Genomic DNA, 14,861 nt, shown 5'->3' on the forward strand with positions numbered 1-14,861 from the left:
ATGAAGATTAAGTGGCTTATCTTAGGTCTTTATCTGCTGGTCAGCTCCTTTTCCATACTGCTTTTCTGGCTGGGTGCTCAAGTACATACAGGGATTCGTTGGGATATCGATCCTTCTTCTACAGCTTTGGCGATCCTTCTCCCCGGGGGAATTGTCTACTTCTTTGCTTTTCAATTTGAAAAGCGCATCCGTAGAATGAATGATGCCATTGCCGGGATTCTTGAAGAGGAGTTTCAGCCAGACTCTCTTCCTGAGGATGCTGATGAATTAGGAACTCTCTCCAAGGCAATTGCCAATTTGGGGCAGCAGATCAATCTCAGCATGCTGAATAACCGACAAGAAGCCCAGAAGATCCAGGCTATTCTTGCCGGTATGCAGGAAGGGGTTATTTCCCTGGACCATGTGGGACGTATTGTCTTGCTCAACCGAGCGGCAGAAAGGCTTTTTGGCAGAGAGCAGGAGGCTGTCCGGGATAAGCACTTCAGTGAATTATGCGGGTTTGAGGAATTAGGAGACCTGGTGACGCAAGCTTTGGAAAAGGGCAGCTCCGGCCAAATCGAGCTGGCTACGAATTCGAAACTCATGATCCGGGCACAGGTCAGTCCGATAAGCGGAGAGAGGGCCCGCTCTCAGGGGGCAGTGATCGTCTGCTATGACATTACGGAAATTCGCCGTTTGGAGCTGCTCCGGACGGAGTTTGTCGGGAATGTATCCCATGAGCTGAGAACCCCTTTAACCTCGATCAAGGGATTTGTAGAGACTTTGCTGGATGGGGCGTCGGAAGTTCCTCACTTGCGGGAGCGTTTTTTAAATATCATCCATAAGGAGACCCTGCGTTTGCAGCGCCTGGTGGATGAGCTGCTGACTCTTTCCCGGATCGAAAACCAACGGCAGGATGCGGGTCAGGGTATGAGCAAAGTTCAGGAAGCCTATGAGAAGATCCGCCCCGTGATTGAGCCTTATGCGGAGGCTAAAAAGATCGAATTAGAGATTAAAATACCGGAGGACCTGCCGGAAGTTGCCATGGGCATAGATTTATTGAGCCAGGTACTTCTCAATCTTATGGAAAATGCTGTAAAATATACTGTGAAGGGTAAAGTGTGGCTCCATGCTTTTCATGACGACGGGAAGATTTTTTTAGAGTTCGGCGATACAGGGTGTGGGATTCCTAAAGAGGACCTGCCCCGCATCTTTGAACGTTTTTACCGGGTGGACAAAGCCCGCTCCCGGGAACAAGGGGGAACGGGGCTGGGTTTAAGCATTGTCAAGCATATCGTTGAAGGAGTCAAAGGGAAAATTACTGTGGCCTCTGAACCGGGTTCGGGCTCAGTATTTATCTGTGAATTACCAACCGGAAATGGAGTGGAGAAGAATGAAGAGGAGCCCAAGGAGGGGAATTTATAAAGTTGTTCGGGTGTTTGGTGTCAGCGTTTTTCTTCTTCTTCTCTTGAGTTCGCTGGGATGGGTTTACCGTTCCAGCTTCCTGACAGGATCCCTTAAGGTTGAGATCGCAAGGCAAGGGAGTATTGACCATCTCCAGACCGTCGCGGCGGTTTTTGCCAATGAGGAAACCTTGCTCAAAGCACCTGGGGCAGGAACACCGGAATTTCTGGTTCAGGAAGGAGAAAGAGTACGCAAGGGGGACCTGATCGCCAGGATTCATTCCGGAGGGGTGGCGCTGGGACAGGAGAATGCTGCTTCCGCCCATGACCTCTATACCTCCAGCGGCGGTATCGTCTTCTCCGCCATCGATGGATTGGAAACTTATTTAACCCCTGAAAATCTCCTGGCTATGGATGTGGGTAAAATTCTTCAACCAACCCAGGGGCTATCCGCAACTCAGGAAGCTCAGGAGTCACCCCCCTCTCAGAGCAGCGAGAGTGTGGCGGCGGGAAAAGTTATCGGTAAGATAGTCAACAATCTCAAACCTACGGTGGCCGTGCTCAAAGTTGAGACTAAGGGGTATGAGGTAGGGAAAAGCGTTAAGCTGATCATTAATGATCAGAATTACAGTGCCAAGATTCTGCGCCTTCTGGATGATCCCCATGGTCTGGTCGTTCAATTTAACCAATATATCAATGGGACAAGCCAAAAGAGACTCCAGGATATTTCACTTGTGCAGAGACCTTCGGTCAGCGGGGTGCTTGTTCCTAAGAGCAGCTTGTGGAATAAAGGTGAGGAGCTGGGGGTCTATGTGGTTAAGGAAGGGGCCATTCAGTACCGCAAGGTCAAGATTTTGGATCAAAATGACCAGTTCATTTGTGTTGAGAACCTGCCCCATGGAATTCCCGTCATCACTAATCCCCGCATGGGCATCGATGGGCTGATCATGAATATAAAAAATGTCTCTCAATCTTAACCTGTTCTATGAAACAGGCAGGAAACGGGCCTTCTTTGTAGAATTGAAACAAGATGGACGGTGTAATAAATGGATATATATGGAAATTTATCTGCTGTGCAGCAGAGGATTGAGCAGGCTGCAGTGAAAAGCGGCCGGGATCCATCCGCGATCAAGCTGCTGGCAGTAAGTAAAACCATGAGTGCCGGGACGGTGCAAAGGGCATACGAAGCAGGACAGCGGTCTTTCGCCGAAAACAGGGTTCAAGAATGGCAGGACAAGGCAATACAGCTTCCGGAGGATTGCGAGTGGCATCTCATTGGCCGTTTGCAAACCAATAAAGTGAAGTATCTGGATGAGAGGATCACCCTTATCCACTCTCTGGACAGGCTTAGCCTGTTAGAGACCTTAGAAAGCCAAGGAGCTCAGCGAAATATTATCTGGCCTACCCTCGTCCAGGTTAATATTGCCCGGGACTCACAAAAGGCAGGATTATTGGCCGAAGAAGTGGAGGATTTCCTGACGGAGGCAGCGGGTTGTCAGCATATCCGGGTCTATGGATTGATGACCATCGGTGCCTTGGGTGCTTCCCCTGAGGATACTCAAGGTTTTTTCCGACAGCTTCGCCTGCTCAAGGAGCAGCTTCAGCAGAAAAATGTGCCTCATGTGAACCTTAAAGAACTATCCATGGGGATGAGTCAGGATTTTGAGTGGGCAATTCAGGAAGGGTCCACCATCATCCGGGTGGGAAGACAAATCTTTGGCGAACGAATAGATTTAAATCATGAGTAATGTTGAAGGAGGTCAATGACAATGGCTAAATTATTTGACAAAGTGATTGGTATTATGGGTTTTGCAGACGATGATTATGAGGAAGATTATTTCGAAGAAGAAGAGGAGAAAGAAGAAGTCCGGGAAGAGACCAGGGGGACCGGCAATCGCAAAGGGGCTCAAGTGGTCAGTATTCACACCCAAAAGCAAATCAAAGTCGTAGTGATAGAGCCCCAGGCTTTTGAAGACTCGCAAAACATCGCCGATCAATTAAGAAACCGCCGTCCTGTAATTGTTAATCTGGAAAATGCTGAACGCAATTTGGCGAAGCGGATTGTGGATTTTGTCAGCGGCGCTACCTATGCTTTAGGCGGAAATATGCAAAAAGTCGGCAACGGCATTTTCCTCTTTGTGCCTAATAATGTGGATATATCCGGAGAAATGAAGGATGACTTTAAAGAGAAAGGCTTCTTTTGGTCTCTCACTAAATAAGGAGTGATTATTATAATTTTTGTTTATCAAGTGGCTGATAAGGTGCTCCTGATTCTGATGTACGCCATCATTTTGCGTGCTTTGTTATCATGGATTCCCAATCTGCCTTATAATGCTTTTGTGCGTATCTTACATGATATTACGGATCCCTTGATAAGGCCTTTTGAGCGTCTTCAATTTGGAGGGCCTGGTTTCGCCATTGGTTTGGCGCCGCTTATTGCCTATTTCGTGCTGATGCTGGTTCGCTCCATCTTACTTCCTGGGATACTCAGCATTTTGCTTCGTCTCTAAGGGTGGAAGGGATGGAATATCATATTGACCGCAGTGCCTTGAAATTTTGGACAGAGAAAGAGATGCGGCTGGAAGGAGCTCATTTGCTGGATTTATGCAATGAGGCCTTGCGAAAAAGAAAGCCGGTATGGACTCCTTTTCTGGGACAGGCGTTAGCTAATTGGTTGGAAGGCATCCTACAGCGGGAAGGTCTTGCTTTTCGGTTGGAGGGTGGGTTTTCCGATGCGGAAAGGGTGCGCTTTCTGGTGGTCGCAGATCCGGATGTTCTGGATAATGTCCCCAGCGAGATCCGGGCTTTGCAGGCAACCCCCACTGATCCTCGGGGCAAGCTCGACCATCGTCAGGTTTTAGGCTCCCTGATGGGTTTGGGGTTGAAGCGGGAAGTGATTGGGGATATACGTTTGACTGAACAGTGTTGCTTTGTGGCTGTTGCCCAGGAAATTGCCGATTTTCTTCTTAGTCAATGGGATAAGGCGGGAAGAGAACGGATCCGTGTGGAGGCCGTGGAGCAAGATGTGGAGATTCCCCTGGAACAGGGGAAAGAGCGGCGCATTACCGCAGCATCTTCCCGCATTGATGCGGTGGCTTCCAGCGGTTTTAATGTTTCCCGGACTATGTTCCAGGAGCTTATTCAGCAGGGGAAAGTTAAACGCAATGACCGGATGGTAGCCAAAGCGGATCTGGAAGTGAAACCTGGGGATATATTATCTTGTCGCGGTTATGGCCGTATGCGTTTGCTTGAGTTTCAAGAGACCCGCAAGGGGAGAATTGCATGGAACGTCATACTATATACACCTCATAAGCATTAAGAGGAGGATGATTATGGCATTAACTCCCATCGATATTCAAAATAAAGAGTTTCGCAAAGGGGTTCGGGGTTATAATACTGAAGAAGTAAATAAGTTCTTGGAAAGCGTCAGCAAAGAATATGAGGGGGTCTATGCTGAGATTTTTGAACTGAGAGACAAAGTCCAGCGTCTTGAAGCGGAGTTAAAGCAGTATAAGCAGTTGGAGTCCACTTTGCAGCAGACCATGGTCCTGGCTCAGCAGACCGCGGACGATGTGAAGCAAGCGGCACGGCATGAAGCTGAGCTGGTCTTAAAGGAAGCTGAACAAGAGAAGACAAAGCGGATGAGTGAGGCGCAGAAGAAACTGAATCAAGTAAACGATGAAATTGAAGACCTGCAAAAACGCCGGGAAATGATTCGGACCCAATTGAAGTCTTTCTTGCTTGCTCAGCTTGATTTAGCGGAAGCTTTTGACAAAGATCGTGTTTCTTGAATGCTTGCGAAACAATGAGTGATTGTGCTAGAATTAAATCTAGACATTTTTTGAAGGGGAAGAAGATTTCGCATGAAGAGTATTTTGTATTCGGAGCTTGGCTCCGACTTTCTTGTGCAGGGCTTGGGACTACACAAAGAGGAGCAGGGTTCTATCACAGGGAAGTTAGGACGCCACGAAATAGAGATTACCTCTTCGCCAAACTCTTTGAGGAATCAAGAGGAAGTGCAGGTCATCTATATTGGTAAAGCGGAACCTGGTCCTTATCGGGACGGAGACATCCTGATGGCTGGAAGCGATGATTTGTTGGACCGCGCCTTCCGTGCTCTTGATGATATGGAACAACGGGGTGTGGTCGTTGGTTTATCCTCTGAGGCGGACCCTCATCAACTGAGCTTGAACAGAGATGAACTCAATCAAACAACCCTGGCCTGGAAAGAGAAGAAGGTTCCTTTTCTTTGCTTATTTATGAGAGAGCCGGTTGGTTTAGAAGGTCAGGCCAAGCTCGTGACCATTATTCGTAAGGTGTTAAATGATTAAGCACCAATCCTTTTTGGGCATTATATTCTATAAGTAATAAATTCTATAAGTAATAAGAAGACATTTTTATATGGAACAGCGTTGATAAGGACTGTCCTTGGTTGGAGCCTCTAAAGCGAGCAGGAAGTGGTGAAAGCCTGTGAGGAAAAACAAGGAGTATCCCCTTAGAGTGAAGTGCAGAAATAAAAGTAAGCCTTCCGCCCGGTCCCCGTTAAAGGACTTCCGAGTGGCCATGGAAATGGTAACAAGGGTGGTACCGCGAGTGATATCCCGTCCCTTTTTTGGGTGCGGGATTTTTTATATTCAGGAGATCTAGCTTTATCGAAACAAGGAGGAATTATAATTATGGATTACCGGAATACCTTGAATTTACCGGAAACGGACTTCCCGATGCGGGGAAACCTGCCCCAGCGGGAGCCGGAAATTCTGCAGAAATGGGAAGAAGAAGATATCTATGCCACGGTGCAAAAGGCCCGGGCAGGGCGGCCGAAATTTGTTCTTCACGATGGCCCCCCTTATGCCAATGGTGATATTCACCTTGGCCATGCTTTGAATAAAGTGATCAAAGACATTATCGTCAAATACAAAACCATGGCAGGGTTCGATGCCCCCTATGTTCCCGGCTGGGATACTCATGGTCTGCCCATCGAGCAACAGGTCATCAAGAAATTAGGGGTCAATCGCCATGCTGTTTCGGTGGTGGAATTCCGCCGGATGTGCAAAGAGTACGCCAAAAAATATATCAGCATTCAGAAAGAGCAGTTTAAACGGTTAGGTGTGCGGGGAGATTGGAAGAATCCTTATTTAACCCTGGAAAAAGAGTATGAGGCCGCCCAAATCGGAGTCTTTGGTAAAATGGCCCGCAAGAAATACATCTATAAGGGCTTGAAGCCGGTCTATTGGTGTCCTTCTTGTGAAACGGCTTTGGCGGAAGCGGAAATCGAGTATGCTGAGAAGACCTCCCATGCCATCTATGTCAAGTTCCCCGTTAAGGAAGGGAAAGGGGTCCTTACTGATGAAAACACCTTTGTCATCATCTGGACCACTACCCCTTGGACTTTGCCTGCCAACCTGGCCATTACCCTGCATGAAGAATTCAGCTATGTCCAGGTGCAAGTGGAGAAGGAGCATTGGCTTGTCGCTGAAGGGATGCTGGAGAGCCTGCGTTCCCTTTGGAATCTTGAGCTCCCCGTGGAAAAGCGTTTCGTAGGCAAAGAACTGGAAGGTGTTATCTGTAAGCATCCTTTCATCGATCGGGATTCTGTACTCATTCTGGGGGAACATGTCACCCTGGAAGCAGGAACAGGTTGCGTTCATACCGCCCCCGGACATGGGGAAGAAGACTTTAATGTCGGTAAAAAATATGGGCTGCCTGTGCTTTGCCCTGTGGATCATCAAGGGAAGTTCACCGCTGAAGGCGGGGCCTATGCGGGCATGAAGGTGGACAAAGCGAACCCGGTGATTATCGAAGATCTTAAGAATCTCCACGCCTTGGTTCATGAGGAGAAAATTAAGCATAGCTATGCCCATTGCTGGCGTTGCAATAACCCCATTATCTACCGGGCCACAGAACAATGGTTTGCTTCCATCGATGGGTTCCGCAAAGCGGCCCTGGAGGAAATCGACAAGGTGCAATGGATTCCTTCCTGGGGCAAGGACCGTATCTATAACATGGTAGCCGATCGGGGAGACTGGTGCATTTCCCGGCAACGGACCTGGGGGGTTCCCATTCCCATTTTCTACTGTGAGGATTGCGGGAAAGAGATCATCAGCGATGAGACTATTGCCAAGGTTCAGGAAATCTTCCGTGAGGAAGGGTCCGACGCCTGGTTTGTTCGTCCCGCCGCCGAACTTTTGCCGGAGGGATTCACCTGTTCCTGCGGAGGTAAGTCTTTCCGCAAAGAGACGGATATCATGGATGTTTGGTTCGACTCCGGAACCAGCCATACCAGCGTCCTGATGGAACGGAAGGAGCTCGCCTGGCCCGCCGATCTGTATATGGAAGGATCGGACCAACACCGGGGCTGGTTTAACTCTTCTTTGTCCACATCGGTAGCCGCTTATGGAAAAGCTCCTTATAAGGCAGTTCTGACTCATGGTTTCCTGGTGGACGAAAAAGGACGCAAAATGTCCAAGTCTCTGGGCAATGGAGTTGACCCTTTGCAGGTAACGAAGGAGATGGGGGCGGATATCTTAAGGCTCTGGGTGTGCGCCGCCGATTATAAGAATGATGTGGCGGTATCACCACGGATTATGAAGCAAATGTCCGAAGCCTATCGCAAGATCCGCAACACCTTAAGGTTCTTGCTGAGCAATCTTAATGATTTTGATCCGGCTAAGGACCGGGTGGATTATAAAGATTTGCCGGAGATTGACCGCTGGGCTCTGCTGCAGCTGGGCAAAGTGACCCAGCGGGTATTGCAGGGGTACGAGAAGTACGAATTCCACTGGGTTTACCATTCGGTGCATAACTTCTGCGCTGTGGAGCTAAGCGCCATTTACCTGGATATCGTGAAAGACCGGCTTTATGTGGAAGGAAAGAATTCCACTCTGCGCCGTGCTTCTCAGACAGTGCTCTACGATGTCCTCAATGCCCTGGTGCGCTTGATGGCGCCGGTGCTGACCTATACGGCGGATGAGATTTGGCCTTATGTCCCAGGGGTACCTGCTGGTTCCCATGTCCAAACTGAGGAAATGCCCAAGGTTGATCCGCAATGGCTGGATGAAGCTCTGGAGCAAAAATGGGATACGCTGTTGGCGGTCCGCTCTGAGGTAACAAAGGCCTTGGAAAAAGCCCGTCAGGATAAATTGATCAACCATCCTTTGACAGCTCAGGTAGACCTGTATCCCAATACTGAACTGGAAGGATTCTTAAGAGATATTCCCAATCTGTCGGAAATCTTCATCGTCTCGGCAGTTCAGCTCCATAGTGCAGGAGAAGAGAAGCCTGAGGGTCTGAGCATGGCAGAAGACCTGGCGGGTTTCGGCATAGCCGTGAACTCGGCGGCAGGAGAAAAATGCGAGCGCTGCTGGATTTACGATACAGGAGTTGGGGAGAATCAAGAGCATCCTACCCTCTGCCCCCGCTGTGCTTCCGTTGTAAGCCATCTCTAAAAAACAGCATTTCTTTACTATTTCTATTTTTAAGACTTGGGCGGTACTATCCGCTCAAGTCTTATTTAATGTATCTAAAACGATAACGTTTATTATTAAGGTCAAATCCATGGACAATAGTTTGAATACTTAGTATTATATTTAGTGATGAAAACCAGTGGATTTATTTGTCTAATTTTTAGGATCAGGTACTAAATTGCACTTGATTTTCTTCTGGGATTTTGAATTAAATGCTCAAATTAAAGACCTACAGAGGTGGGAGTGAAGAAAATGAGGCTTACAGAGAGTCTGGCCAACCGGATCGTGGATTTGATTTATTCCGAAAGTGGGTTTCATGGCATTGTTTGTGACGCTACGGGGACCATTATCGCCGATTCGGCTAAACAGCGGGTTGGCGTTGCCCATGCGGGTGCACACCGCATCATGACGACCTCTATCCAAGACATCAAAATCACTGCAGAAGATGAAATGAGTTCGCAGGGAAAACAACGGGAAGGCATGAACATCGCCATTGTCCTCGAAGGTGAAAAGCTGGGGACCTTTGGTGTGGCCGGCCCTTTGAATAGTGTTGCTCCTGTAGCGAAAGTCACCGCGGCGATGATTGCTTTTTTACTCCGGGATGAAGAACTGAAAGAGGTTCTCAAGGCTCATGTGGAGCGGATGGGAGAGGCTCTGGAACAAGCGGCTGGAGCTATCCAGGAAATGGCGGCTTCTTCGGAAGAGGTGGCGGGGGTGAGTCAGACTGTGGCTACGGTAGCCCAGAATGCCAAAGAGCATGTTAAGGCCACGGAAGGTGTCACCGAATTCATTCGCCGGGTGTCGAAGCAGACCAATCTTTTAGGGCTTAATGCGGCCATTGAAGCGGCCCGTGCGGGAGAACAAGGAAAAGGATTCTCGGTAGTGGCGGGAGAAGTGCGCAAGCTGGCTGATGAAAGCAATCGTTCAGCCAATGAAATCAATGATTTGCTGAGCACCTTTCAGGATACTATGGAAGAGATCGCCAATGGGGTGTTTCAAAACAATGTCATAGCTCAAGAACAAGCTAAAGCCACTCAGGAGATTGCGCAGATGGTGGAGGAGCTGCAACAGGTCGGCACTGAATTAAACGAGCTGGCCCACAAGCTGTAAGAATTAATCATTCCCAACCGGCAGGTATGATGGGGGATTTGTACATTTTATTATTTATGTAGAATGGGATATTTGTGTAGACGAAAATCAGTTTGCTGACTATAATAAAAGCAGGTAAATCCAGTCAATTTGGATCAGGTAAAAATACATAAAGCTTCGAATGATTCCAGTGGGAGAGACTCAACATCCTGAGCGCCGAAGGAGAAACTTCCTGAATGTCGCCTGTTCAGAAAGGGAAACTCTCAGGCAAAAGTACTGCTGGAAGACGAAACTCTGGAGAGCTTCTCAGTGGAGAACACCAAAGGGGTAGCCCGCAAGCAAAGGGTAAATCTCTCAGGTCAAAGGACAGAGGTAGCGCGACGTGCTATTCTCTGTTTTTTATTTTACCCATTTCTTTATTTTCCCCGTGTTCAATAATGTTTTTTCCGGTTTTGGTTAATACTCAATTCTAGGGAGGTGTCCTAAGTGACGGAACTAAAAAGAACACCACTGTATGAGAAGCATCGCCAGGCCGGTGCGAAACTCATTGATTTCGGCGGCTGGGAAATGCCGGTTCAATACGCCGGAGTCATTGAGGAGCACAAGGCCGTGCGCAGCAAAGCGGGGCTTTTTGATGTCTCTCATATGGGTGAGGTGGAGTTGAAGGGAAAGGATAGCCTTGCTTTTTTGCAGTACCTATTGACTAACGATGTGTCGCGAATTCAGGATAACCAGATTCAGTATTCTCCCATGTGCACCTCTGACGGTGGTGTAGTGGATGATTTACTGGTGTATCGCTATAACCGGGAGCATTTTCTGCTGGTGGTCAATGCCTCCAACACGGATAAGGATTTTGCCTGGATGCAGGCTCAGGCTGAGGGCTTTGAAATAAGTTTGGAAAATCGCTCTGGGGACTTTGCCCAATTGGCTTTGCAAGGTCCTTTAGCGGAGAAAATCCTGCAAAAGCTGACAAGTATGGATTTAACACAGATCAACTACTATTGGTTTAAGCATGGGGAAGTGGATGGAGTCCTTTGCCTGATTTCCAGGACAGGGTATACCGGGGAAGACGGCTTTGAAATTTACCTGCCTCCTGAGCATGCTCCCCGGATGTGGGAAAGAATTCTTGAGGTTGGAGGGTCGGAAGGAGTTCAACCCATTGGTCTGGGCGCCCGGGATACTCTCCGCTTTGAAGCCCGACTGCCCTTATACGGCAATGAACTGGGGCCGGATATCACACCTTTGGAGGCCGGGCTAGGGTTTTTTGTCAAGCTGGAAAAAGAACGTTTTATTGGCAAAGAGGCCCTATCTGCACAAAAGGAGAAAGGTGTGCCAAGAAAGTTGGTAGGCCTGGAAATGATTGAACGGGGCATAGCCCGCTCCCATTATCCCCTTCAGAAAGAGGGAAAAGAAATCGGCTTTATTACGTCTGGCTCTTTTTCACCTACTTTAAACAAAAACATTGCCCTTGGCCTGATTCCCCTGGAGTATGCACAAATGGGGGAAACCTTGGATGTGATCATTCGTGGGAAAGCCGTTAAGGCCCGGATTATTCCTTCACAGTTCTACAAACGGCAGGGGTAAAGCAGTGCGAAAATTTTCCTCACCGGGCAAGGCAGGTTTTAAGTGTTACAGAGCACTGGGGCTGTTAAAAACACGATTAAATGGGGTTAGGGACCTGTTCCTTTTCCCCGCAAAATAAGGAGGATGATAGTATGAATCCAGTAGAATTAAAGTACAGCAAATCTCATGAGTGGGCTAAGGTCGAAGGAAATACCGTGACTTTAGGGATTACGGCTCATGCTCAGGACAGCTTAGGAGATGTGGTCTTTGTGGAACTGCCTGATAATGATACCACGGTGGTGGCCGGGGAGGCCTTTGGAACCGTGGAATCCGTCAAGGCCGTGTCGGATATGATTACTCCGGTTAGCGGCAGGGTTATCGATTATAATCAAGAGGTTCTGGATTCTCCTGAACTTCTCAATGATGATCCTTATGGTGAGGGATGGCTGATTAAAGTGGAAGTGGAAGATCTGAAGGTATTGGATGAACTCTTATCAGCCGCAGAATATGAGGCGTTTCTAGCGGAGGAGGGCCAATAAATGAATTACGTGCCGAACACGGTGGACCAGCAGGAACAGATCCTCACCCGGATTGGAGTAGGCTCCCTTGAAGAGCTTTTTGCGGATATCCCGGAAAGCGTTCGGCGCCAGGCTCAATTGAAGATTCGGGAAGGGCTGTCTGAGCTGGAGCTGGTAAAATATATGGGCAGGCTGGCTGCAGAGAATAAAACGGTGGAAGAGTATACCTCTTATCTGGGAGCGGGGGCTTATGAGCACTTTATCCCCAGCTATGTGGATCAGCTCTTGCTGCGCTCGGAGTTCTATACGGCCTATACCCCTTATCAGCCGGAGATCAGCCAAGGGACCTTGCAGGCCATCTATGAGTTCCAGACTCTTGTCTGTGAGCTGACGGGAATGGACGGGGCCAATGCTTCCATGTATGATGGGGCGTCGGCCCTTGCCGAAGCAGCTTTAATGAGCTGCGACGCCAGCCGGAGAAAGAAAGTCCTGGTGCCCCAAACGATTCACCCGGAATACCGGGAGGTCCTCCGGACCTATCTGCTTCCCCGAGGGGTGGAGATCCTGGAGATCCCTTATAAGGAGGGAGCAGTAGACTCTGAGGCTTTAGAAAAAGCATTGAATAACGAGGTGGCGGCGGTTCTTCTCCAAAGCCCTAATTTCTTTGGTATGATCGAAAAAGCTGAAGAGATTGGCCAAATGGCCCATGCCAAAGGCGGACTGCTGGTGATGGCGGTTAATCCGGTATCTTTGGGATTGCTTAAATCTCCCGGGGAGCTGGGGGCGGATATCGTGGTGGGGGAGGGGCAGCCCTTTGGCAATCCCCTGAACTTCGGCGGCCCCTATCTGGGATTTCTGGCTTGCCGGGAAAAATATGTACGCCGGATGCCCGGGCGAATCGTCGGAGCCACCAAAGATAAAAACGGCAAGAAAGGCTATGTGCTCACTCTGCAAGCCCGGGAACAGCATATCCGCCGGGAAAAAGCAGCCTCCAATATCTGCTCTAACGAGGCCCTTTGTGCCTTGGCTTTTACCATTCATCTTTCGGGATTGGGAAAACAGGGATTAAAGGAGATGGCCAGGCTTAATCTGCAGAAGGCCCATTATGGGGCTGAGGAGATTGGCAAGCTTCCCGGCATGAGCCTTGCTTTCCAGGGTCCTTTCTTCCATGAGTTTGTGATCAAGACAGAGGTCAGTCCCCGGCAAATCAATGAAGCTCTTTTAAGCCATAAGATCATCGGCGGTCTGGAGCTTTCCCGCTTCTACCCTGAGCTGGATCAGCATCTTCTCTTCTGCGTAACAGAAACCAAGACCAAGGAAGATATCGACAGGCTGGTGGCCGGAATGGGGGAGATACAATGAGAGCCTTGGAACCGCTGATTTTTGAACTAAGCAGAGAAGGGAGAACGGGGGTAAGCCTGCCTCCCTGTGATGTACCGGAAATTCCTCTCGAGGATCTGATTCCTCAAGAGTTTTTAAGAGATAAGGAACCTGAACTGCCGGAAGTCTCCGAGGTGGATGTGGTCCGTCACTTTACCCGGCTCTCTTCCTTCAATCACGGAGTGGATACAGGCTTTTATCCTTTAGGCTCCTGCACTATGAAATATAACCCTAAGGTCAATGAGAAACTGGCCCGTTTGCCGGGCTTCAGTCAGATTCATCCCTATCAGCCGGAAGAATTAACTCAAGGCGCCTTGGGCTTGATGGTTGAACTCCAGGAGGAACTTGCCGAGATTACCGGCATGGATGCCTTTACCTTGCAGCCCGCTGCCGGTGCCCATGGGGAGATGACCGGGATTCTGATCATCAAGGCCTACCATGACCACCGTCAGGATGTTAAGCGCAGGAAGGTCATTGTTCCCGATTCTGCTCATGGGACCAACCCGGCCACAGGGGCCATGGCCGGCTATGACATTGTTCAGGTGCCCAGCAATGAGCGGGGAGGGGTGGACATCGAGGCGTTGCGCCAGGTGGCCAGTGATGAAGTGGCTGCCTTGATGCTGACCAACCCTAATACTCTGGGATTATTTGATGAAAACATCCTGGAAATCGCTGAAATCATCCACTCTGTGGGGGGCCTGATCTATTATGACGGAGCCAACGCCAATGCTATCATGGGCATAGCCCGCCCTGGGGATATGGGCTTTGATGTGGTGCATCTTAACCTGCACAAGACCTTTTCCACACCCCATGGCGGGGGAGGCCCAGGGTCAGGCCCGGTAGGGGTGAAGGCATTCCTCGCTCCCTATCTGCCTAAACCTGTGGCAATCCGGACCCCTGAGGGCCGTTACTCATGGGATGACGACCGTCCGCTCTCCATTGGCCGGGTAAGAGCTTTTCAGGCTAATTTCGGAGTCTTGGTAAAGGCCTATGCCTATATCCGGGCCTTAGGCGGGGAGGGGCTGAAAGCCGCCTCTCAGAATGCCGTCCTCAACGCCAATTTCCTGATGAGCATCCTGAAAGACCATTATCACCTGCCCTATGACCGGGTGTGCATGCATGAGTTTATCATCACTCCCAAAAATCTGAAGGACTATGGCATCCATACCCTGGATATTGCCAAGCGGCTTTTGGATTATGGCTATCACCCGCCGACGATCTACTTCCCTCTCATTGTGGAAGAGGCCATGATGATCGAGCCTACAGAGACAGAGAGCCTGGAGACTCTGGAGCAATTTGCCCAAGTGATGATCCAAATCGCTGAAGAAGTGAAGCAGGACGCAGAAATGGTGAAAAATGCCCCCTACGATACCTTGGTTACCCGTCTGGATGAAACAGGGGCTGCCCGCAAACCCGATCTGCGCTGGCGGAAATCATAGTAAGGGATTCGCAGCTAAAGCAAAGCT

14 protein-coding genes and 2 riboswitches are annotated in these 14,861 nt (G+C 49.3%); all 14 genes read left to right on the plus strand.

Annotation, left to right across the window (positions count from 1 at the left end):
- The 14 genes from BUA14_RS18035 to gcvPB all read left to right on the plus strand — a co-directional run bounded on the left by BUA14_RS18035 (window position 1) and on the right by gcvPB (window position 14,834).
- Window positions 1–1,404, plus strand: a complete 1,404-nt coding sequence (locus BUA14_RS18035) for a sensor histidine kinase (protein ID WP_072773859.1) — start codon at window positions 1–3, stop codon at window positions 1,402–1,404.
- Window positions 1,373–2,359: an HlyD family efflux transporter periplasmic adaptor subunit gene (locus tag BUA14_RS18040; protein ID WP_072773860.1), complete on the plus strand. Its 987-nt coding sequence runs from the start codon at window positions 1,373–1,375 to the stop codon at window positions 2,357–2,359. Before BUA14_RS18035 ends, BUA14_RS18040 begins: the two co-directional genes overlap by 32 nt.
- Before the next feature lie 69 nt (window positions 2,360–2,428).
- The gene (locus BUA14_RS18045) at window positions 2,429–3,130 is read left to right on the plus strand and encodes a YggS family pyridoxal phosphate-dependent enzyme (RefSeq protein ID WP_072773861.1); all 702 of its coding nucleotides are present in this window, start codon (window positions 2,429–2,431) and stop codon (window positions 3,128–3,130) included.
- A gap of 21 nt (window positions 3,131–3,151) precedes the next feature.
- Complete coding sequence (locus BUA14_RS18050) at window positions 3,152–3,601, plus strand: cell division protein SepF (RefSeq protein WP_072773862.1); 450 nt, start codon at window positions 3,152–3,154, stop codon at window positions 3,599–3,601.
- 3 nt (window positions 3,602–3,604) lie between these two features.
- Window positions 3,605–3,892, plus strand: a complete 288-nt coding sequence (locus BUA14_RS18055) for a YggT family protein (protein WP_072773863.1) — start codon at window positions 3,605–3,607, stop codon at window positions 3,890–3,892.
- An 11-nt stretch (window positions 3,893–3,903) separates the two neighbouring features.
- Window positions 3,904–4,701, plus strand: a complete 798-nt coding sequence (locus BUA14_RS18060; RefSeq protein ID WP_005811344.1) for a YlmH family RNA-binding protein — start codon at window positions 3,904–3,906, stop codon at window positions 4,699–4,701.
- Window positions 4,702–4,714: 13 nt separating this feature from the next.
- Window positions 4,715–5,173, plus strand: a complete 459-nt coding sequence (locus BUA14_RS18065) for a DivIVA domain-containing protein (protein ID WP_035213918.1) — start codon at window positions 4,715–4,717, stop codon at window positions 5,171–5,173.
- Between the two features lie 72 nt (window positions 5,174–5,245).
- Window positions 5,246–5,713: a hypothetical protein gene (locus BUA14_RS18070; RefSeq protein ID WP_005811341.1), complete on the plus strand. Its 468-nt coding sequence runs from the start codon at window positions 5,246–5,248 to the stop codon at window positions 5,711–5,713.
- A gap of 345 nt (window positions 5,714–6,058) precedes the next feature.
- A complete protein-coding gene (gene ileS / locus BUA14_RS18075; protein ID WP_072773864.1) occupies window positions 6,059–8,827 on the plus strand; it encodes an isoleucine--tRNA ligase in 2,769 nt (922 codons plus the stop codon).
- Between the two features lie 270 nt (window positions 8,828–9,097).
- Window positions 9,098–9,955, plus strand: coding sequence for a sugar diacid recognition domain-containing protein (locus BUA14_RS28780; protein ID WP_072773865.1), 858 nt, complete (start codon window positions 9,098–9,100; stop codon window positions 9,953–9,955).
- Between the two features lie 160 nt (window positions 9,956–10,115).
- Window positions 10,116–10,223: riboswitch (glycine riboswitch) on the plus strand.
- A 1-nt stretch (window position 10,224) separates the two neighbouring features.
- Window positions 10,225–10,308, plus strand: a riboswitch (glycine riboswitch).
- Between the two features lie 112 nt (window positions 10,309–10,420).
- Window positions 10,421–11,518 carry a glycine cleavage system aminomethyltransferase GcvT gene (gcvT, locus tag BUA14_RS18085; RefSeq protein ID WP_072773866.1) on the plus strand — a complete coding sequence of 366 codons (1,098 nt, stop codon included), beginning with the start codon at window positions 10,421–10,423 and terminating at the stop codon, window positions 11,516–11,518.
- A gap of 131 nt (window positions 11,519–11,649) precedes the next feature.
- Complete coding sequence (gcvH, locus tag BUA14_RS18090; protein ID WP_072773867.1) at window positions 11,650–12,036, plus strand: glycine cleavage system protein GcvH; 387 nt, start codon at window positions 11,650–11,652, stop codon at window positions 12,034–12,036.
- Window positions 12,037–13,377, plus strand: coding sequence for an aminomethyl-transferring glycine dehydrogenase subunit GcvPA (gene gcvPA, locus BUA14_RS18095; RefSeq protein ID WP_072773868.1), 1,341 nt, complete (start codon window positions 12,037–12,039; stop codon window positions 13,375–13,377).
- Entirely contained in the window at window positions 13,374–14,834 is a 1,461-nt protein-coding gene (gene gcvPB / locus BUA14_RS18100; protein ID WP_072773869.1) for an aminomethyl-transferring glycine dehydrogenase subunit GcvPB, read from the plus strand. The genes gcvPA and gcvPB overlap by 4 nt, the downstream gene beginning before the upstream one ends.
- The last annotated feature ends 27 nt before the right edge of the window (window positions 14,835–14,861 follow it).

It is taken from the genome of Desulfitobacterium chlororespirans DSM 11544 (genome assembly GCF_900143285.1).
Taxonomy (GTDB): Bacteria; Bacillota; Desulfitobacteriia; order Desulfitobacteriales; family Desulfitobacteriaceae; genus Desulfitobacterium; species Desulfitobacterium chlororespirans.

Bases quoted from the DNA above. Each gene is read 5' to 3' on its own strand.
- gcvH (WP_072773867.1), top strand. From the start codon at position 11,650: ATGAATCCAGTAGAATTAAAGTACAGCAAATCTCATGAGTGGGCTAAG.
- BUA14_RS18050 (WP_072773862.1), top strand. From the start codon at position 3,152: ATGGCTAAATTATTTGACAAAGTGATTGGTATTATGGGTTTTGCAGAC.
- BUA14_RS18035 (WP_072773859.1), top strand. From the start codon at position 1: ATGAAGATTAAGTGGCTTATCTTAGGTCTTTATCTGCTGGTCAGCTCC.
- gcvPA (WP_072773868.1), top strand. From the start codon at position 12,037: ATGAATTACGTGCCGAACACGGTGGACCAGCAGGAACAGATCCTCACC.
- ileS (WP_072773864.1), top strand. From the start codon at position 6,059: ATGGATTACCGGAATACCTTGAATTTACCGGAAACGGACTTCCCGATG.
- gcvPB (WP_072773869.1), top strand. From the start codon at position 13,374: ATGAGAGCCTTGGAACCGCTGATTTTTGAACTAAGCAGAGAAGGGAGA.
- BUA14_RS28780 (WP_072773865.1), top strand. From the start codon at position 9,098: ATGAGGCTTACAGAGAGTCTGGCCAACCGGATCGTGGATTTGATTTAT.
- BUA14_RS18040 (WP_072773860.1), top strand. From the start codon at position 1,373: ATGAAGAGGAGCCCAAGGAGGGGAATTTATAAAGTTGTTCGGGTGTTT.
- BUA14_RS18045 (WP_072773861.1), top strand. From the start codon at position 2,429: ATGGATATATATGGAAATTTATCTGCTGTGCAGCAGAGGATTGAGCAG.
- BUA14_RS18060 (WP_005811344.1), top strand. From the start codon at position 3,904: ATGGAATATCATATTGACCGCAGTGCCTTGAAATTTTGGACAGAGAAA.
- BUA14_RS18070 (WP_005811341.1), top strand. From the start codon at position 5,246: ATGAAGAGTATTTTGTATTCGGAGCTTGGCTCCGACTTTCTTGTGCAG.
- BUA14_RS18065 (WP_035213918.1), top strand. From the start codon at position 4,715: ATGGCATTAACTCCCATCGATATTCAAAATAAAGAGTTTCGCAAAGGG.